Raw genomic sequence first — 17,245 nt, forward strand, 5'->3', positions numbered from 1 at the left:
TTAGCGAACCAACATGACGTCCGACAGCTTCACGTCGGTGATCGTGGTGCCGCTGGCGTTCACCGTGAGCCGGGGCTCGCCGGTACGGAACGACACCGCGGTGACACTGCCCACGGTCGAGCTGCCGCTCGAGGTTTGCACTTCGATGTTCTTGCCGATGATGCCCACCGACTGATCCACCGATTGCATGGCCAGCAGCTGATCGACCTTCTCGCTCTGCTGCCGGTTGATCTCGAGGCCGCTGAACTGCGCCAGCTGCGCCACGAACTCCTGGTTGTCCATGGGCTTGAGCGGATCCTGGAATTGCAGCTGCGCCAGCAGAATGCGCATGAAATCGTCCTGACTGAGCTGCGCCGCGCTGGGCGCGTCGCTGCTGGAGCTGCTGAGACTGCCGATTGCGTCAACTGCCATGACCTTGATCCTCTGAGCCGTTGCTTCCGGGTTGAGCGTGCGGCGCGCGGGTCAGCGCGCCTTCGTCGAGTCGTTTCTGCGCCTGACGCAGTTCTTCCTGAGTCGCCAGCTCCTGCCGGCGTTCGATCAAACGTTGCACCACCGACAGGTTCTCGAACAGCCGCAGCACATCGCGCTGCGCGTCGTCCGCCTGCTGCGCGGCCTGCTCGTGATGCCGACGAGCGTTCTGCAATTGCTGTTGCTGTAGCGCCTGGAACTCATTCATGCGCAACAGCGCATCCGCATCCAACGCCGACAAGTCCTTCGCTTGCTCGCGCGCCATCGTATGCAAATTGGCGATATCACCTTCGATGCGAGTGACGGCAGCTTCCTTCTCCGCGGCCACCGCATTGAGCTCCGCCATCTTCATCTTGGCGTCCTCGAGCTCCGAGGTCTGCCATCGCTCCAGAGCAGTCAATCGATCCGGTCGACGTTTCTCTTGACTCATGAAGCTCGCTCCGTGGTCAGGATCTTTCGCAGCCGTTGCATGGCCGCGCCGCGCGACTCGCGCTCTTCGGGCTTCTGCGCCATGAACTTCTCGATCTCGGGCACGATTTTCAGGGCGCGGTCGAGATTGGCGTTCGTGCCGCCTTTGTATGCGCCGACTTCGATCAGGTCGCGCGAGCTTTCGTACTGTGCGATCAGTCGTAGCGCGTCGGCGATCAACTCTTTTTCGCCTGCCGGCACGATGGCAGATGACAATCGACTCACGCTCTGCGTGATGTCGATTGCGGGGAATCTGGCTCGTTGCGCCACCGCTCGCGAAAGAACAATGTGGCCATCGAGAATGGAGCGCACGGTGTCGGCGATGGGGTCGTTCATATCGTCGCCTTCGACGAGCACGGTGTACAGCGCGGTCAACGAGCCGCCGTTGGCCGCCGAGCCGCCTCGCTCCAACAAGCGCGGCAACAATGCAAACACCGACGGCGTATAGGCGCGGGCTGTCGGCAGCTCGCCGCTCGCGAGGCCGATCTCACGCTGCGCCATCGCGACTCGCGTCACCGAGTCCATCGTCAAACAAACGTGCTTACCCTGGTCGCGAAAATACTCGGCGATGGCCGTCGCGAGAAACGCTGCGCGTCGACGTACCAATGCGGGTTGGTCCGACGTGGCAGCGACAACGACGCAACGTTTGAGTGCTTCGGGCGATAAGCCGGACTCGACAAAGGCTTTCACCTCGCGACCCCGCTCGCCGACCAGCGCAATGATCATCACATCCGCCTGCACTTCGCGGGCGATCATGCCCAACACCGTGCTTTTGCCGACGCCGCTACCGGAGAAGATTCCCACACGCTGGCCGCGCGCCAGTGTGAGCAACGAATCGATGGCTCGCACGCCGGTTTCCAGAATGTCACCGACGTTGCCGCGCTCCAGAGGATTGAGCGGCGGCGGATGCAGCGGGTATTTCACGCCCGCCTTGCTCAACGGAGTGCCGTCGATAGGCCGGCCGAATCCATCCAGCACGCGACCGAGCAAATGTTCGCCGGCGATGACATGCGCCGTTTCGCCCGTAGCCATGACTTCACTACCGGCCTCGATGCCAATCGGATCTTCATAGGGCATCAACAACACGCGCCGATCCGTGAAGCCCACGACTTCGGCCAACGTGCGGCTGCCGTGCACGCGGGAAGTGATTTCACAAATCTCGCCGAGGCGCGCATCGGGCCCTTCGGATTCGAGCGCCAGACCTACCGATCGAACCAATCGCCCGGTGCGCTTGACCCAATCGGCGCTACGCACCGCTTCCTTGAGGCGCAGAGCGGCGCTCATGCGGACTCCCTGCCCGCGGCCTTCGCTGAGCGCAAGGTCTCGCACATCTCGCGCAATTGAACATCGAGTCGCCCATCGAGACTGCCAGCGGATGTTTCGACGATGCAGCCGCCGACGGTGACGCGCGAATCCGCGACGAGCGTGAACTTGCTACGACCGAACAGCTTCGAGAGCTTGTCCTCTTCGAGCTGCAACACCGGCAGATCGTCAGCATGCACTCGGATCGTCGCCTCGCGATCGTCCTTCATCCGGCGTAGCACGGTCATGACGGTCCCGACGATGGCCTCTCGACTCGCCAGCGTGGAGCCGGCGATCTTCACCAGAACTTCGCCGACGACATCGGCGCAGTCCTCTGCCAGCGCGGCGCTCTCCTGGTCGAACGCGGACTCCGCGGCGGACACGAGATTCGATAACGCATCCAGCACCTGAGACTTTTCTCGCGCAGCTTCTTCCAACGCGCGCTTCTCACCTGCTTCGTAGCCGGTGAGCCGTGCTCGCTCGTGAACGGCGGTGAGCTCTTCGGCCAACAAAGATGCGCATGCTTCACGCGTGTCGCCGTCTTGAACGGCCAACCAAGCCGCGACTTGCTCGAACGTCAGCGGTGCCGGCACCGAAAACTGCGGCGCCTCGTCGGAGCGATCGTCCAGGTCGGACAGCACGGGCGGCAACGGATCCAGCAGCGCCGCCACCGACGATCGCTCCTGACGCAGCGGCTCGGCCTGAGGTACCCGCCCCAGAATTCGCGCCTGCTCCGTGACGATGACGTCTCGCAGAATCATAGATGCAGCGTCATGCGCTTACGGGAGCGCGAAGAGCTCAGACGCTCGACCAGTCGCTCGAACGCGGACTCGACCGGAACATTGCCCTGACAGCGGGCGAGGACCAGTCGAGTCACCGACTCGCGCAGCGCCGGACCGAATTCCTTGGGATGCATTCGTTCCACATCGGCGCGCAGTGTGGCCGGCAACGCCTCGAGGAATGCCACACTCCACGTCGGCTCCTGCTCGCTGACGATGACGGCATTGAGCCAGGCGGGCTCCGTCCTGGTGATCATCGCCACAATGCGCGGCTCAACCCGTCCCAGCGTTCTCGCAGAGTCCGCCGACGAGTGATGCTCGACCGCGTGCAGCTTCATCGCGGTGATATCCGGTGTCGGCTGCGCCAGCGACGACATCAGCTGCGCTCGCTCCTGTTCGGACAGATGCTCGACGATCCACGCGCGATCGCGCGCATTCAGCCTGTGCAACTGACCCAGCAACTCCGATTGCGACTTCATGAGTGCGACCTTCCTGTCACAGGTTGAGTGCCACCGAGCGAATGACGCAGGTCCTCGAGCAGCTGCTCACGCTCGCGCGCGGACAGCGACCGACGGCCAAAGTGCATGAACAACACGGCAGCGAGCAGCGCGATCACGAGCCCGGCCAGCGCACCTAGCGCCACCGTCGTATTGATCGATGTTCTCTTCGCGTCGTCGGGCGCCGCGGCTCGCGCTGAAACAGCGGCATCGTCGTTTGCTTCGACGGGTACGGCGTCAGAAGCCGTAGCAGCCGCTCCGATCTGAGACAACGGTTGCACGCTGACAGCATCGCCTCGCGTCGAATCGATACCGGCCGCGACTCGCACGAGCTCAGAGATCCGGGCGCGCTTCTCGTCGCTCACTTCGCCTGGAACGATCACGCCCACGTTCAATCGACTGAGCGCGCCCGGCGCCGCGATCACTTCGTCAATGCGACGGCCGTACTCATATTCGACTTCGGTAGTAGAGCTTGGTGTTCGCGGTGCCGCCGCAGCAGCTGCTTCAGTCGTGGCATTGGTCCACATGGGTGCCGGCGTCGATGAGCCTGTGACCTGACGTCGTCGCACTATCCGGCCCGCGCCATCGGCATCTTCCGCCGGCAACAGATCCTGGATCGTCGTCTTGGTGGCGTCGAAGTTCAAACTCACATCCACGCTGACGATGGCCTGGCCCGGACCGAACGCGCTGTCCAGCAGGCGCACGATCTTGTGCGTCATGTAGTCTTCGATGTCACGTTTGACCTGCAATCGCGCATCGGCAACTCCTGCCGCCCCGCCGCTATCGGCCGCTGCGAGACTGACGCCGCGCTGGTCTGTGATCACGACGCGCGAGGCTTCGAGGCCAGCCACGGACGCCGCCACCAGACGCTGCACCCCTAAAATCTGTTGGCGATCCAGCGACGCCCCCTGCTCGAGCGTGATGGCCACGGCCGCACTCGCCTGCTGACGATCCCGAGTGAACAACGTCGACTCCGGCATCACCAGATGCACGCGCACCTGTCGCACGTTATTCATCGTAGCGATGGTTCGAGCCAGCTCTCCTTGCAGGGCCCGTTGATACGAAACCTTCTGTGAGTGCTCGGTCGCGCCGAGCCCTTGCTTGTCGAAGATCTCGAAACCGACGCCGCCGCTCAACGGCAGATCGCCGCTCATCACCGTCAGGCGCACGTCGTGCACCTGTTCCGCTGGCACTTGCACCGTCGTGCCGTTGTCCGCCAGTCGATAAGGCACCTTGTCCTTCTTCAACTGTTTGACGATGGCCGAGGCGTCGGACTCGGTCAGATCGGTGAACAACACGCCGTAATCTTCATGCATCGCGCGGAACCCGATCCAAAGGATCAGGCCCAGCACGATGACCGCGGCGCCAATGGCAGCAACCTGCCCACCGCGCCCCCAGCTGTTCCAGAGCGCACTCATTCGACTGCTCATGATTTGGTTCCCGCGCTCAGACCTGCATGCGCATCAGTTCCTGATAAGCCTCGAGCGTCTTGTTACGCACCTGGAGCGCCAGCTCGAAGGTCAGACGCGTCTTCTCCAGGTTCATCATCACTTCATGCAAGTTGCCGGTTTCGCCCAGCGCCATGGCCTGCACCGCCTTGTCGTTGGTGCGCATCTGCTCGTTGATGTTGCCGACGGCGTCGACCAGCGATTGAAAGACTTCGCTAGTGGGCTGAGGCGCCAGTGCCGCGGTTGGCTGGAATGAAAACGGCGAGCCGATCGCCGCGATGGCTTCGATACTCATCGTGAGTTCCCCATATCGAGGGTTTTCTGGAGCAACGAGCGCGTCACGTCGAACGCACGCAGGTTCGCTTCGTAGCCGCGCGAGACGGAGATCAGATCCATCATCGTGCTGAGCGAATCGACCGCGGGCATGGAAACGAAGCCGCGCTCGTCCGCATCCGGATGACCAGGGTCGTACACCAGTCGTGGCGCCGAATCGGTGGGCACCACTTCCTGCACGACCGGTCGCGGCAACGACTCCGCCGCGAGCCCCGCTTCGACGTTGGCATAGCTGGTCGCCTGCACCACCGCTTTCAGCGGCTGATAAGCCGTTCCATCCGCGCTCGCCGTGGTTCGCGCGTTAGCAAGGTTGGACGCGGCAACCGCGAGCCGGCTTTGCTCGACCGACATGCCGGCCGAGCTGATATCGAACACACCGAACAAATCCATGATCAGCTCCTGCCTTCGTTGATTGCCAGCCGCACCGAGCCCAGCGAGCGCTCGAATGCACTGATCAGCATCTGATAGCGCAACGCGTTCTTGGCCATCGCGGCCATTTCCTCATCCAGCTTCACCGCGTCGCCGGTAGAAACGACGGATGCGGTTTCCAGCGGCAACGCGCCGCTGCTCGACGGCGTGCTGATGGTCTGCAAGCCGGCTTGTTCCAACGCGGCGTCGAAGGTCACATCGAGGCGCGAATAGCCCTCGACGTTGGCATTCGCGATGTTGGCTGCATGCACCGACTGGCGCATCGCACTGACATCGATGGCGTGCTCCAGCAGCGCCATCGTCGGAGTCGTGTACAACATGTGAGGTCTGGTCCTGAGTGCTACTGGATGATGAGTTCCGCGTGCAGCGCGCCGGCGCGCTTCACTCCCTGCAAAATCGCTATCACATCGCGCGAGCTCGCCTTCACACCCTTCAACGCCGCGACCAGATCTTCGATGGTCGCGCCTTGCGGCAAGTTGACGGCCTTGAGCTGAGATTCGGTCACGTCCATGGTCGTCTCCGGCACGACGGCGGTACGCACGCCGATGCCGGGCCGATACAAATAACCGTCGGGCTGCGAGACGAGGAAACGTTGATCGATGGCGACCTTGATGTCGCCATGGGTCACGGTGATCGCGGACAAATAAACATTGCCGCCGGAGACGATGGTGCCGGTGCGCTCGTTGACCACCACGCGCGCCTTGATGTCCGGCTCGATCGCCAGGTTCTCCACGGCTGACACCATGGCCACGATCCCGGCCGGCTCCTTGGACGGGGCAGCCAGCCGGATACGGCCGGCCGTGACCGGGGTGGCCTGGGCCCCGGGCACACTCTTATTAATAAGAGTGGCCACCCGGCTGGCGGTGGTGAAATCGGGGTCGTTCAGGACCAGCTCGATGCCCCCGTCGGCCGTCAGCAGCTGCGGGGCGATCACCCGCTCGGCCAGCGCGCCCTCGGGAATGTTGCCCGAGGTCGGATGATTCTTCTGGCGGACCGTGCCGTTCTGCTCGAACCGATAACCGCCGATGGACAAGGAACCTTGCGCCATCGCATAGACATCCCGGTCCGGACCGCGCAGCGGCGTCATAAGTAAAGTGCCGCCGGCCAGACTGCTGGCGTCGCCGATGGAAGAAACATTCACGTCGAGCCGATCGCCGACATTCATGAAACCCGGTACTTTCGCGGTCACCAACACCGCCGCGACGTTGCGACTGTTGATGCCCGCCGCCGGCACCTGCAAGCCGAACTCCTGCAACATGTTCGATACCGATTGCACGGTGGCGAGACTGCGGCGTGAATCGCCCGTCCCGGACAAACCGACCACCAGGCCGTAACCGATGACGCTGTTATCTCGCACGCCCGAGAAACGTCCCAGGTCTTTCAGACGGACCGCGCCTTGCGCCTGCGCAGTAGCCGCCAGCAATGCGGTGCTGAGCACGCCGACCACGTTGAGCCAGAATCTTGTGTTCATCAGTTCAAACCAAACAGGTCGAACAACTTGGTCAGCAGGCCGGGCGATTGTTTGCGCGCCAGCACGCCTTCCCCCTTGAAATCGATGCGCGCGTTGGCGATGCGCCAGGACGCAATCGTGTTATCGGGCCCGATATCTTCAGGACGCACGGTGCCGCTCAACGCGATCCGTTGTTCCTCATTGTTGACGCGAATCTCTTGTTCGCCGATGACGCTGAGGTTGCCGTGCGCGTCGACGCCCTGAACGACCACAGCCAGCTTCGCCAATAATTTTCCGGTGCGTTGAATCTGTCCGCCGCCGTCGAAGTCGTTGCCGAACGCGAGGTCGATGTTCCAGGGCCGTTCGTCGGGCTGATTGATCTGACCGAACACGCTCTCTTGCTTGTCGGCGCTGGTGCGTGCGCTGGCCGAAGCACTGGCCGCTTCGGTCACGACCACCGTCAACATGTCACCAGCGCGAAACGCCTTGCGATCCGCGAACAACGATCGTTGTAACAACGGCGCCTCGGCCTGTTGAGCCAGGGTCGGCGCGGCCGCAAGCGACGCCGTTCCAACCATGAGGCAGGCCAGTTTGAATTTATTGGCGGACAACGACTTCACCCTCTGCTGACACCGAGGCCACATACGACTCGCCGCTCTCTGGATTACGAATCTGCAACCGATCGCCGACATTTCCATCCTGCTCGGCGATGCCGTTGACCACGACGGTCACCAGGCCCGCACTTGAATGCACGAGCACGCGCTCGCCCCGCGACACCGGCGGCTTCGGCTCCATATCTTCGGCACACAACACATCGCCGGCACGCAACGCTTTGCGAGCGCGCATTCCTTGCACTGGCGTCGACGGCGACACAGCGCTGCAACCAGGCTCCCATTCCGCGGACTCGTCCGCACGCAGAGCTTCGGTCGCGATCGATTCATTTCTTTTCACATCGGCATTCACGAGCCACGCCGCACGCTGCCCGCTCACGTCGAACCACACCGCCTCTCGACGCCGCTCCTCGCCATTCCGCCACGACACCTGCAACGCGCTTCTGCGGCCGAGCTTGGCAGAGTCGATGTGAATCTCGGCGTCGGTCGCAAGCGTCGTCAGCTGTCTTTCGCTCAACATCGGAGTCAGTCCCCACGATGTCACTTCTGGATATGCATCCTGCAGCCGCTGTCGCAGCTCGCTCTGAGCAAGCGACACCACTGCGGGCAAATCTTCGGCTTGCGAGCCAAACGACGCCCACGCGAGTGCCCCCGCCAGAAGCCAGCGCATCGACATTGGAATCAGCGATACAGGCTGTTGGTGATGGACATGAGCTGGTCGGCCGCCTGCACCACGCGCGAGTTCAACTCGAAGGCGCGTTGCGCGAGCATCATCGACACCAGCTCATCCGCCATCTGCACGTTGGACGATTCGACGAATCCCTGTCGCAGCTGTCCCATGCCCGATTGCCCGGGCAATGCGGTTTCCGGTTGGCCGACGCTTGCGTCCGCCACATACAGATTGCCGCCGGCGGGACGGAGTGCCGTCGGGTTGGGGAAGGTCACCAGCTCGATCTGGCCGAGCTCCACCGATTCGCCTTGATCGTTCGTGGTCATCACGCGTCCATCCTCCTTGATGACGATCTCGTGCACGTCGTTGGGAATTTGAATGCCCGCCGCGAGCGGCGAGCCATCGGCGGTGGCCAGCTCGCCGTTGTCGTTGACGCGCAGACGGCCGGCGCGGGAATACGCGGGCGTGCCGTCCGAGCGAATGACTTCGATAAAACCCAAGCCGTCGATCGCGACATCCAGCGATTCGCCAGTCTGGCGAAGCTCGCCCGCGCGAGACGACAGAGTTGTGCCGGTGGTCACGCCGGCACCGCGAAACACTTCGGAGCCGTCGCCGAGCACACCGTTCGCTGCCGTAGTTGCCAGCGCAGCGCTGACTTCGGAGAACGTCGTGACACCGCGTCGAAAGCCGATGGTATTGAGATTGGCCAGGTTGTGCGCGATCGAATCGATCTGCAACTGCTCGCCTCTCATGCCGGCCGCGCCTACATACAAAGCATCGAACATGGTAAGTCCTCGTCGCCTTGGGGTTTGCTCAGCCCACCTTGCCGAGCTCGCTGATCGCTTTTTCCATCAACTGGTCGTAGCCACGCGCAAAACGCTGCGCGCTCTCGAAGCGGCGCATGGCTTCCATCATCTGCACCATCTCGCCCACCGGAGAAATGTTCGAGGCCTCCTGGAAGCCCTGTCTCAGCAATGCCTGCTCCTGAGTGACCACGCCGGCTTCGTCGCTGGCGGAGAACACGCCGTTGCCGAGATACTGCAAACCTTCTTCATTCGTGACCTGCACGACGCGCAGACGATCGATGATTTCGCCGTTCACGCGAATCGTGCCGTCGGCATCGATGACCGGCTCGCCGACCCCGATGTCGATGGGCCCTTGCTCTCCCAGGATCGGCTCACCGGTTGCCGCGATCAGCGTGCCTTCGGCGGACACCTGAAAATCGCCGCGCCGAGTCAGCAGTGAGCCCGCGGCGCCTTGTAGAACGAAGAAGCCCGTGCCTTCCAACGCCACATCGAGTGCGCGCCCCGTCGATTTCAGCGAACCGGCGCGCAGGTCTGTTTCGACGTGCATAGTCGGCGCCATCATGTCCGCGGCTTGCATTTGCAAAGTCGCTTCATCGGTCGCCGCCGCGAACGTTGACGAGACCCCGCTCACCGGAATCTGCCGCCGATAGCCGGCGACTTGAGCATTCGCGATGTTGTGGCCGATGACTCGCACCGCTTCGGCGTCCGCCCGCATCGTCGCTTCGATCAAGGTCATCGTTCCGCTCACCGCGCCTCTCCTTCCCTCTGTGAACTGTCGACATTCAAAACGTGAGCAATCAGCGCCGCCATCACTGGAAACAACTCCCGCCCGATCGGCGCGTCCATCGGCACGCGATACAGCGCTTGCACCAGCGCGGGGTTTTGGATGATCGGCACTTCGGCGCGATCCGCCGCTCGCATGATCTCCGCCGAATCTGCACCTGCGGCTTTCAGCACAACGGTCGGCACCGTGTTGCCTTCTGGATCGAAACTCACACCGACGACTTGGTTGGTCATGACTTCAGATCCACCGGCTCAGCGAGTCGCCGCTCAACACATGCTCGACCACCTGCGCCGCGGCTCGCTTCTCGATGTCGCCTGTTTCGTAGCGCACAGCATCCACGCCCCAGCCCAGCCGCTCCAGCAACTCGCGCACTCGATCGCGCTCGGCCGCCAGAATCTGCTTCGACGACTCGGAATCCGATTTGATCGTGACAGCCACCCGTTCGCCGATAGCCTGCGCGACGACTTCGACGCGTCCGAGCGCCGGAGCATTCAAGGTCATCACCATGCGCTTGGACTTTCCGGTCTGCTCTGCGCTGGATTGCCGGTCGCGGAAGTACACCAGGTCGAGCTCGAACAACTGATCCGCGACGATCAACGGCAGCACGCCATATCGATACTCGACACTGCCGCCGTCCTGATCGTTCAGCAGTTCCCAGGCAAGCTGCCGGCGTTCTTGATCGGTGTCGTCGTCGGAGGTGTCCAGCGTTTCGCTCGCGACAGCATGGAACGTCGCGACCGAAACATTCGTGGGCGATTCGCGTAAGGCCTGATCCATGGCCTTTGCAAGCTGACCGAGATCGTCCTGGCCGAGCGTAGCTATGCGACCGGACGCCGCGCCTGCGAGCTCGGACCAACGCTGCGACTCATAAACCGCCTGCAGTTTGGGAGCATCCATCGGCTGCGCCAGCTTGCCGAGGAACAAGCCCGACATCAGCATCGTGTCCGCGTCGTCCACGGACTTCATCGCATCTCGCAGCGTGTCGCGGTCGGTCTCCGGCAATGTGACGTTGAAGCGTTGCTCATGATCGGCAAGCGCGTCCTCACTCGTCACTTCGTGCTCGGCCATAGCGGTAGCAACGATGTCGGTGCCCGAGTACTGCAGCTCGAGCCTTTCGCCAACCGCAGTCACAGTGGCACGAATCGTCGCGCCCACCGGCAAACCGACCGTGCTGTAAACGACACGCCAGCCGTCCGAGAACCCAACTTGATAGCGCACATTGTCCAGCTGCTGCAGGACACTGAGGCGCACTTCCTCGCCGACGCGATGCTGCCGCTGTCTGGAGGAGCGCGGCTCATGCGACAGCAACGAGTGATATGAGTCGACGTTCGAGATGCTCATACCTTCACCACGCCGAAAGCCCGCAGGCTGATGTGGCCCGATATCTCATTCAGAGACAGCACCGAGAGTTGCGGCACCAGACGCTCGGTGAACCGGCGCACGTGACGGCGCAGATTCGGCGCGCACAACAATACCGGTCGCATGTTGCTCTTCGACATGCGCTCGACTTCTTCCGAAAGGCGCTTCAACACTTGTTCGGCGAAGCGCGGCTCCAGCACCAGCGCGGTCTTGTCCTCCACCGCGCGCACCGCGCTGTTGAGCGACTGCTCGACCGCCGGATCGAACGTAAGCACGTGGATCTCGCCTCTCGGATCGGCAAGCTGCTGGCAGATGGTCGGCGCCAGTCGTTCGCGAACCTGCTCGGTGAGATAGTCCGGATCGCGGTTCTTGATGCCACAGTCGGACAGCACTTCCAGAATGCCGTCCATGTTTCGAATGGACACCCGCTCCTTCACGAGGTTCTGCACCACCCGCTGGACGTCGCCGAGCGTGAGCACCTTGGGAATGAGATCGTCGACCAAGCTGGCCTGATGTTCTCGGACGCGCGCAATGAGTCGTTCGACCTCGGCGCGGGTGATGAGGTTGTGCGCTTGTTGACGCAGCGTTTCAGCGACGTGAGTCAGAAACACCGTGCCGCCGTCCACAACCGTGTAGCCGCCCGACTTCGCTGTCTGGCGCCGCTCTTCGGAAATCCATATCGCCGGCAGTCCATAGGCAGGATCGAAAGCCTGTACACCATCGAGCTGCACGCGGGCGCCGCCCGGATTGATGGCGAGCAAACGATCGGGAAACACTTCGCCCTCGGCAACGCGAGCGCCGAAGATCCGAACTTCATAGCGATTGGCGGACAATCGCTTGTCATCGCGTACGCGCACCAACGGCATCACGACGCCCATATCCATCGCGTACTGTTTGCGAATGCTGGAGAGCTTTTCGGCGAGCCCTTCTCCGTTCTCACCGACCACTGGCATGAGCGCGGTGCCGATGACGATCTCGACTGCATCGACCTGCATCGCGCGATACAAATCGTCGGCCGGTGCAGTTGCCGGATCCGCAGCATCGGCCTTCTTCTCCGGCACTGATAGCTTCTTCCGAGCGAACCAGAACAGCGTGCCGGCCACGCACACCAGCACGACGACTGGGAACAACGGCACGCCCGGCAAGAAGCCCAGTGCGATGAGTGCGATGGCAACGATGGCGATGGTCTTGGGATACGCCATGACCTGACGCGACACTTCCTCACCAAGACGCGCATCTGAAGCGGCGCGCGTGACGATGATGCCCGTCGCCGTCGCGATGATGAGCGCCGGCACTTGCGTCACGATGCCGTCGCCGACGGTGAGCAACGTGTACGTCTGCAGCGCCTCGCCCCAGCTCATTCCCCCTTGCGCCACGCCGACGACCAGGCCGCCGATGATGTTGACCAGAATGATCAGAATGCCGGCGATGGCGTCGCCTTTGACAAAACGGCTGGCACCGTCCATGGCGCCATAGAAATTCGCTTCCCGCTCGATCTGCTTACGGCGCTCGCGCGCTTCGTTCTGATCGATCAGGCCCATGTTCAGATCGGCGTCGATGCTCATCTGCTTGCCGGGCATGCTGTCCAACGTGAAGCGCGCGGCCACTTCGGCCACGCGCTGCGCGCCGTTGGTGACCACGACGAACTGCACGATGATCAGCACCAGGAACACGATCAGACCGATGACGTAGTTGCCCCCCACGACGTAACTGCCGACGGCGCCGATCACTTTGCCCGCATCGGCCTCGGACAGAATCAGACGGGTCGCGGCGACATTGAGGCTCAAGCGGAACAACGTCGCAACCAGCAGCAGCGACGGGAACGTGGAGAACTCCAGCGGCCGCGCCATGAAGAACGTCAGCAACAGAATCAGCAAGCCCAGCGAAAAATTCGTGAGCAACAGAAAATCCAGCAGCTCCGGCGGAATCGGCGTGAACAGCACCAGCAGAATGCCGGCCAGCATGCCGACCAGCGCCAGCTCCGCCTGATCCCCAAACAGATTGCGCAGCGACGCCATCATGCCGGCAACTCCACTCGCGACTGCTCGGTGCGACGCCGATTCAACTCGGCGTAGACCTTCGCGACTTCCAGGAAGGACTCCGGCGGAATCGCCGCATCGACCTGCGAGCGACGGAACAGCAGCCGCGCCAGCTTCCGATTCTCAAAGATCGGAATGTCATGCTTGCGCGCGACGGCCCGCATCTCCGCGGCCCAGCTGTCAGCGCCTTTCGCCAGCACGAGCGGAGCATTCATCTCATCGCGCCGATAGCACAGCGCGATGGCAAGGTGCTCGGGGTTGGTGATCAACACGTCCGCTTTCGGCACCCGGCTCATGGATTGAGCCTGCTTCATGTTCTCCCGCTGCAGCTCGCGCAACTTCGCCTTGATGAGCGGGTCGCCTTCACGCCGCTTGATCTCTTCCTTCAGCTCACGCCGGCTCATCATCATTTGCTTGCCGAAGGACCAGCGGGTGTAAGCCAGGTCGAGCAGACCGATGATGAGCATCGCCAGCCCGAGCCGGATCAACAGCGCGGAGCCGTGCGTCTGCATCCACTCCAACTGTTGTTGGATCGTGCCGCCGGTCGCCGCCAGGCTGAACCACAGCGTGGCGAAGAATCCATACAACACGCAGCCGAAGAAGATCAGCTTGAGCAGGCTCTTGAACGCTTCGAACAACATTTTCTTGTTGAACACGCGTTTGAAGCCGTTGACCGGATTGAGACGCTCGAACTTGGGCTTGAGCGGTTCCATGCTCAGGATGGGCCCGGTCTGCACTACGTTGGAAAGCACCGCGAGCACCATGCCGACAACCGCGATCGGCCACAACGTGCCAAGCAGCTCGAACAGGATGTGCGCGGCCATCGTGGGCCAGGTGTCGCCGGTGATCGTGAGCGTCGCCGACCCCGCGAACAAGCTCGCGCTCAATTCGCACAGACGTTGCAGGTAGTCATCGCCCGATGACACCAGCAAAGCAAACATTCCACACGAGACCAGCGCCGTGTTGAGATCCAGGCTCTTCGCGACCTGACCCCGGCGCTTGGCCTCGTTCAACTTGAACGGCGTCGCCTGCTCGGTGCGATTTTGTTCTTGTTCCGCCATGGCTAACGACCCTGCGTCAGGCCGTCCCAGTAATGGAACGTGGTTGCGAACATTGGCTCGAGCACGGCGTGCGCGAGCCGGATACCGAGCGCGAGGCCGATCATGCCCAGCATGATCTTGATCGCGAAGCCGAGCACCAGCACGTTGAGCTGCGGCATGCTGCGAGCGATCGCCGCCAGCGCCACGTCCGATAACAACAGCAGACCCATGATGGGCCCGGCCAGTGACAGTGCGAAGACAAAACTCACGCTCGAGTGCGCGACGATGGACGGCCACGTTTCGGCAGAAAGACTCGACCCGGGCGGCATGGCTTGCAAAGACAACGACAGCGCCTTGAACAGCAACAGATGCCCATCGAGCGCCAGGAACACGGCGATGGCCAGCATGCCGAACAGATTTGCCAGCAAGGGCGATACAGTCTGAGTCGCGGGATTGAGAATGCCCGCTGCGCCGAAGCCGATCTGCGTATCGAGAATGCGGCCGGCAATTTGGGTGGCGGCATACGCCGCGATGAAACCGAAGGCGAACGCGAGCCCGATGACGGCTTCGCTGGCAACCGCCATCAGCAACGCTGCCAGCGATGCGATCGCTGTGGTCGGCAGCGCGATGGTAGATATCAGCAACGCACTGATCGCCATGACCAATATCACTCGCGCCGGCGCCGGAATCTGCGTCGGGCCGAGCACCGATGTCAGCGCGGTCGCGGTTGCGACGCGTATCGACACCAGCAGCGTGGCCATCAGCCAAGCCATGTCGAATCTCAGCGTCATGACAGGACGCTTACAGCAGATGCGGGATGCTGCTAATAACCCCCGATGCATATCGCATCAGAGTAGCCATCATCCAGCTGCCCAACACCAGCAGCACCGCCACGGCGGCGGCCAGCTTGGGCACGAACGATAACGAGGATTCCTGAATCTGTGTAACGACTTGGAGAATGCTGACCGCCAGACCGACCAGCGTCGCCACCCCAATGATCGGTGCCGCAAGAAGCACTGCCGTCCATAGCATCTCCGATGTCAGCGTCATCGCGGCATCCGCGCCCAAGTCACCCATGACCCGCTCCTCATCCCCGCCCTTTTTAGTTGACTTCGCAACCCGCCAGGCGGGCTCGTTCATGAGCGCCTCGAGTTGCGATGCGACGAAAAAAATACACCGGGTTATGTCGCCGTCAAGCGTCACCGGATTACGTCGATGGCGTCGGCGCTGAAAACACGCCCGTTCTTTTTTCCAAATTCCGCGCGTGCTCAAGGATTTATTTCAACCGGTCACCGCGATGACGACGCTCATCGAAAACTTAGAGGTCACTAAGGGATTCGATTAATTTCTTCCGTTTTCGAGTCACCCGTGGAGGTACCTTGCGCAAACCGGACGCTCGAACGCGTTACGCGGGAGTAAGAAACTTCGCCCTCGAAGAACTTCCGGCCAAAAGGATTGAGTGCACAACGGGTGGCGGGTATTCAATACATCCAGCGTTAGCGTTGACGGTTTAGGCGCACCTGAAATTTTTTTTGCCCTGTCCCCATCGATCAGGCGTATGCTTCGCCGACGCGTCACGGATCGGCTTCACATGCAAGCAAGCACTCCCGTCTCGAGCAACATGGAATCGCCCGTCGAAAAACTCCAGCAGCGCCTGGGCTGGTTGCGTCGTGATCCCGACAACGCCTCGCTGTATCGTCAATGTGCCGACGCGGCTCTGGCGCTTCGGCAGTACGATGTCTTACTCGAGATCGCGGACCAGGCGTTGAGCCGCGATCCGGACAATGCCTCCGCAAGATTCGATCGAGCCAACGCCCGGATCGGTAGACGCGAGTACCGGGAAGCACTGAGCGCGCTGGCCGAAATTCAACCGGTTACTCCTGAGCAAAGCGCCGCGATCGACTCGAATCGAGCCGTTTGCCACTATTGCCTCGGCGAGTACGAGCAGGCCCTGCCCTTGCTGATGGACCAGTATCGACAAGGTCAACGCAGCGCCGCGTTGTTATTGATGGCGGTCCGGGCCAATCACCATCTCAGCAATCTCGACGAGGCCGCGGCCATCGCGAATGCCAATCCGCAAGCCGCCGGCAGCGACGCCGCCCTTGCCGGTGCCTATGCGTTGATGTTTCTTGACACGGGCGATGCCGGATCCGCCGCGCGCTGGTCGGCAACGGCCTTACGTTTGGATGCCCGCTCCATCGATGGCGCGATCACCGACGGCACCCTGGCGGTCATGCGCCTGCAACTCGATCGCGCGCAACGTCAGTTCAATTCGGTGCTGGAGCTCGCACCGGAAACCGGCCGCGCCTGGATCGGTCTGGGCACACTCGCCATGTTGCAACAGGATTTACGGCAAGCGGCATCTCACTTCGAGCGCGGCTTGCAGTCCATGCCCGGCTACGTCGGCGGCTGGCACATGCTGGGGTGGGCGCAGTTGATGCAGCAGGATCTCGAAGCGGCGGAACGATCGCTCAATCACGCTCTGTCATTGGATCGCAATTTCGCTGAAACTCACGGCACGCTCGCGGCCCTGGACGCCCTGAAAGGCAATGTTGATTCGGCAAAACATCGCCTCGAGCTCGCCCGCCGCCTGGACCCGGACAGCTTCTCGATGCAATTCGCCGCGGCGCTGCTCGAAGATCCGTCGTTAAAGAGCTCGTCGGCTCAGCAGATCATGCAGCAGACGCTGCTGAAGATTCGGGGTCAGGGGGATAGCGCGCTGGCGAAGTTGTTGGTGCAGCGGCCGAAACGGTGAGGCCGCG

At 62.2% G+C, this 17,245-nt stretch carries 21 protein-coding genes; 1 reads left to right on the forward strand and 20 read right to left on the reverse strand.

Translation table 11 applies throughout. The features are described 5' to 3' along the window. The 20 genes from ACFPN2_RS26620 to ACFPN2_RS26715 are packed head-to-tail and all read right to left on the reverse strand — an operon-like array spanning position 1 to position 15,755. Complete coding sequence (locus tag ACFPN2_RS26620) at positions 1 to 411, reverse strand: flagellar hook assembly protein FlgD (protein WP_380602299.1); 411 nt, start codon at positions 409 to 411, stop codon at positions 1 to 3. Next, on the reverse strand, positions 401 to 898 hold the full coding sequence (locus ACFPN2_RS26625; protein WP_380602301.1) for a hypothetical protein: 498 nt from the start codon (positions 896 to 898) through the stop codon (positions 401 to 403). The genes ACFPN2_RS26620 and ACFPN2_RS26625 overlap by 11 nt, the downstream gene beginning before the upstream one ends. Next, positions 895 to 2,220, reverse strand: coding sequence for a FliI/YscN family ATPase (locus ACFPN2_RS26630; protein ID WP_380602303.1), 1,326 nt, complete (start codon positions 2,218 to 2,220; stop codon positions 895 to 897). Before ACFPN2_RS26630 ends, ACFPN2_RS26625 begins: the two co-directional genes overlap by 4 nt. Next, positions 2,217 to 2,999 carry a FliH/SctL family protein gene (locus ACFPN2_RS26635; protein WP_380602305.1) on the reverse strand — a complete coding sequence of 261 codons (783 nt, stop codon included), beginning with the start codon at positions 2,997 to 2,999 and terminating at the stop codon, positions 2,217 to 2,219. Before ACFPN2_RS26635 ends, ACFPN2_RS26630 begins: the two co-directional genes overlap by 4 nt. Continuing rightward, positions 2,996 to 3,496 (reverse strand): hypothetical protein, encoded by a 501-nt coding sequence (locus tag ACFPN2_RS26640; protein WP_380602307.1) that lies wholly within the window; start codon positions 3,494 to 3,496, stop codon positions 2,996 to 2,998. Before ACFPN2_RS26640 ends, ACFPN2_RS26635 begins: the two co-directional genes overlap by 4 nt. After that, the gene (fliF, locus tag ACFPN2_RS26645; protein ID WP_380602308.1) at positions 3,493 to 4,944 is read right to left on the reverse strand and encodes a flagellar basal-body MS-ring/collar protein FliF; all 1,452 of its coding nucleotides are present in this window, start codon (positions 4,942 to 4,944) and stop codon (positions 3,493 to 3,495) included. The genes ACFPN2_RS26640 and fliF overlap by 4 nt, the downstream gene beginning before the upstream one ends. Positions 4,945 to 4,960: 16 nt before the next feature. Continuing rightward, positions 4,961 to 5,257: a flagellar hook-basal body complex protein FliE gene (gene fliE, locus ACFPN2_RS26650; RefSeq protein WP_380602310.1), complete on the reverse strand. Its 297-nt coding sequence runs from the start codon at positions 5,255 to 5,257 to the stop codon at positions 4,961 to 4,963. Continuing rightward, positions 5,254 to 5,685, reverse strand: a complete 432-nt coding sequence (gene flgC, locus ACFPN2_RS26655) for a flagellar basal body rod protein FlgC (RefSeq protein WP_380602312.1) — start codon at positions 5,683 to 5,685, stop codon at positions 5,254 to 5,256. Before flgC ends, fliE begins: the two co-directional genes overlap by 4 nt. A gap of 2 nt (positions 5,686 to 5,687) precedes the next feature. Continuing rightward, entirely contained in the window at positions 5,688 to 6,044 is a 357-nt protein-coding gene (locus ACFPN2_RS26660; protein WP_380602314.1) for a flagellar basal body rod protein FlgB, read from the reverse strand. A 20-nt stretch (positions 6,045 to 6,064) separates the two neighbouring features. Next, on the reverse strand, positions 6,065 to 7,195 hold the full coding sequence (locus tag ACFPN2_RS26665) for a flagellar basal body P-ring protein FlgI (protein WP_380602316.1): 1,131 nt from the start codon (positions 7,193 to 7,195) through the stop codon (positions 6,065 to 6,067). Beyond that, positions 7,195 to 7,785, reverse strand: coding sequence for a flagellar basal body L-ring protein FlgH (locus ACFPN2_RS26670; RefSeq protein WP_380602318.1), 591 nt, complete (start codon positions 7,783 to 7,785; stop codon positions 7,195 to 7,197). Before ACFPN2_RS26670 ends, ACFPN2_RS26665 begins: the two co-directional genes overlap by 1 nt. Continuing rightward, positions 7,772 to 8,455: a flagellar basal body P-ring formation chaperone FlgA gene (gene flgA / locus ACFPN2_RS26675; RefSeq protein ID WP_380602320.1), complete on the reverse strand. Its 684-nt coding sequence runs from the start codon at positions 8,453 to 8,455 to the stop codon at positions 7,772 to 7,774. Before flgA ends, ACFPN2_RS26670 begins: the two co-directional genes overlap by 14 nt. Positions 8,456 to 8,466: 11 nt before the next feature. Continuing rightward, positions 8,467 to 9,240, reverse strand: a complete 774-nt coding sequence (locus tag ACFPN2_RS26680; RefSeq protein ID WP_380602322.1) for a flagellar hook-basal body protein — start codon at positions 9,238 to 9,240, stop codon at positions 8,467 to 8,469. A gap of 28 nt (positions 9,241 to 9,268) precedes the next feature. Further along, the gene (locus ACFPN2_RS26685; RefSeq protein ID WP_380602324.1) at positions 9,269 to 10,009 is read right to left on the reverse strand and encodes a flagellar hook-basal body protein; all 741 of its coding nucleotides are present in this window, start codon (positions 10,007 to 10,009) and stop codon (positions 9,269 to 9,271) included. Continuing rightward, complete coding sequence (locus tag ACFPN2_RS26690; protein ID WP_380602326.1) at positions 10,006 to 10,278, reverse strand: EscU/YscU/HrcU family type III secretion system export apparatus switch protein; 273 nt, start codon at positions 10,276 to 10,278, stop codon at positions 10,006 to 10,008. The genes ACFPN2_RS26685 and ACFPN2_RS26690 overlap by 4 nt, the downstream gene beginning before the upstream one ends. A 4-nt stretch (positions 10,279 to 10,282) precedes the next feature. Further along, a complete protein-coding gene (gene fliK, locus ACFPN2_RS26695; protein WP_380602327.1) occupies positions 10,283 to 11,386 on the reverse strand; it encodes a flagellar hook-length control protein FliK in 1,104 nt (367 codons plus the stop codon). Further along, positions 11,383 to 13,425: a flagellar biosynthesis protein FlhA gene (gene flhA, locus ACFPN2_RS26700; RefSeq protein ID WP_380602328.1), complete on the reverse strand. Its 2,043-nt coding sequence runs from the start codon at positions 13,423 to 13,425 to the stop codon at positions 11,383 to 11,385. The genes fliK and flhA overlap by 4 nt, the downstream gene beginning before the upstream one ends. Beyond that, positions 13,422 to 14,504, reverse strand: a complete 1,083-nt coding sequence (locus tag ACFPN2_RS26705; protein WP_380602329.1) for an EscU/YscU/HrcU family type III secretion system export apparatus switch protein — start codon at positions 14,502 to 14,504, stop codon at positions 13,422 to 13,424. Before ACFPN2_RS26705 ends, flhA begins: the two co-directional genes overlap by 4 nt. Positions 14,505 to 14,506: 2 nt before the next feature. Next, positions 14,507 to 15,274, reverse strand: coding sequence for a flagellar biosynthetic protein FliR (locus ACFPN2_RS26710; RefSeq protein WP_380602330.1), 768 nt, complete (start codon positions 15,272 to 15,274; stop codon positions 14,507 to 14,509). 10 nt (positions 15,275 to 15,284) lie between these two features. Then, a complete protein-coding gene (locus ACFPN2_RS26715; RefSeq protein ID WP_380602331.1) occupies positions 15,285 to 15,755 on the reverse strand; it encodes a flagellar biosynthetic protein FliQ in 471 nt (156 codons plus the stop codon). A gap of 319 nt (positions 15,756 to 16,074) precedes the next feature. On the opposite strand from ACFPN2_RS26715, the gene ACFPN2_RS26720 reads away from it, so the two are divergent. After that, the gene (locus ACFPN2_RS26720) at positions 16,075 to 17,238 is read left to right on the forward strand and encodes a tetratricopeptide repeat protein (protein WP_380602333.1); all 1,164 of its coding nucleotides are present in this window, start codon (positions 16,075 to 16,077) and stop codon (positions 17,236 to 17,238) included. Positions 17,239 to 17,245 lie beyond the last annotated feature (7 nt).

Origin of the sequence: Steroidobacter flavus, assembly GCF_042651805.1 — a bacterium.
GTDB classification, from domain to species: domain Bacteria; phylum Pseudomonadota; class Gammaproteobacteria; order Steroidobacterales; family Steroidobacteraceae; genus Steroidobacter; species Steroidobacter flavus.

Excerpts from the sequence above, each read along its gene's own strand:
- ACFPN2_RS26710 (WP_380602330.1), bottom strand. The coding sequence starts at position 15,274 with ATGACGCTGAGATTCGACATGGCTTGGCTGATGGCCACGCTGCTGGTG.
- ACFPN2_RS26660 (WP_380602314.1), bottom strand. The coding sequence starts at position 6,044 with ATGTTGTACACGACTCCGACGATGGCGCTGCTGGAGCACGCCATCGAT.
- flgC (WP_380602312.1), bottom strand. The coding sequence starts at position 5,685 with ATGGATTTGTTCGGTGTGTTCGATATCAGCTCGGCCGGCATGTCGGTC.
- ACFPN2_RS26705 (WP_380602329.1), bottom strand. The coding sequence starts at position 14,504 with ATGGCGGAACAAGAACAAAATCGCACCGAGCAGGCGACGCCGTTCAAG.
- fliK (WP_380602327.1), bottom strand. The coding sequence starts at position 11,386 with ATGAGCATCTCGAACGTCGACTCATATCACTCGTTGCTGTCGCATGAG.
- ACFPN2_RS26680 (WP_380602322.1), bottom strand. The coding sequence starts at position 9,240 with ATGTTCGATGCTTTGTATGTAGGCGCGGCCGGCATGAGAGGCGAGCAG.
- flgA (WP_380602320.1), bottom strand. The coding sequence starts at position 8,455 with ATGCGCTGGCTTCTGGCGGGGGCACTCGCGTGGGCGTCGTTTGGCTCG.
- ACFPN2_RS26630 (WP_380602303.1), bottom strand. The coding sequence starts at position 2,220 with ATGAGCGCCGCTCTGCGCCTCAAGGAAGCGGTGCGTAGCGCCGATTGG.
- ACFPN2_RS26690 (WP_380602326.1), bottom strand. The coding sequence starts at position 10,278 with ATGACCAACCAAGTCGTCGGTGTGAGTTTCGATCCAGAAGGCAACACG.
- ACFPN2_RS26625 (WP_380602301.1), bottom strand. The coding sequence starts at position 898 with ATGAGTCAAGAGAAACGTCGACCGGATCGATTGACTGCTCTGGAGCGA.
- fliF (WP_380602308.1), bottom strand. The coding sequence starts at position 4,944 with ATGAGCAGTCGAATGAGTGCGCTCTGGAACAGCTGGGGGCGCGGTGGG.
- ACFPN2_RS26635 (WP_380602305.1), bottom strand. The coding sequence starts at position 2,999 with ATGATTCTGCGAGACGTCATCGTCACGGAGCAGGCGCGAATTCTGGGG.
- fliE (WP_380602310.1), bottom strand. The coding sequence starts at position 5,257 with ATGAGTATCGAAGCCATCGCGGCGATCGGCTCGCCGTTTTCATTCCAG.
- flhA (WP_380602328.1), bottom strand. The coding sequence starts at position 13,425 with ATGATGGCGTCGCTGCGCAATCTGTTTGGGGATCAGGCGGAGCTGGCG.
- ACFPN2_RS26720 (WP_380602333.1), top strand. The coding sequence starts at position 16,075 with ATGCAAGCAAGCACTCCCGTCTCGAGCAACATGGAATCGCCCGTCGAA.
- ACFPN2_RS26620 (WP_380602299.1), bottom strand. The coding sequence starts at position 411 with ATGGCAGTTGACGCAATCGGCAGTCTCAGCAGCTCCAGCAGCGACGCG.
- ACFPN2_RS26640 (WP_380602307.1), bottom strand. The coding sequence starts at position 3,496 with ATGAAGTCGCAATCGGAGTTGCTGGGTCAGTTGCACAGGCTGAATGCG.
- ACFPN2_RS26665 (WP_380602316.1), bottom strand. The coding sequence starts at position 7,195 with ATGAACACAAGATTCTGGCTCAACGTGGTCGGCGTGCTCAGCACCGCA.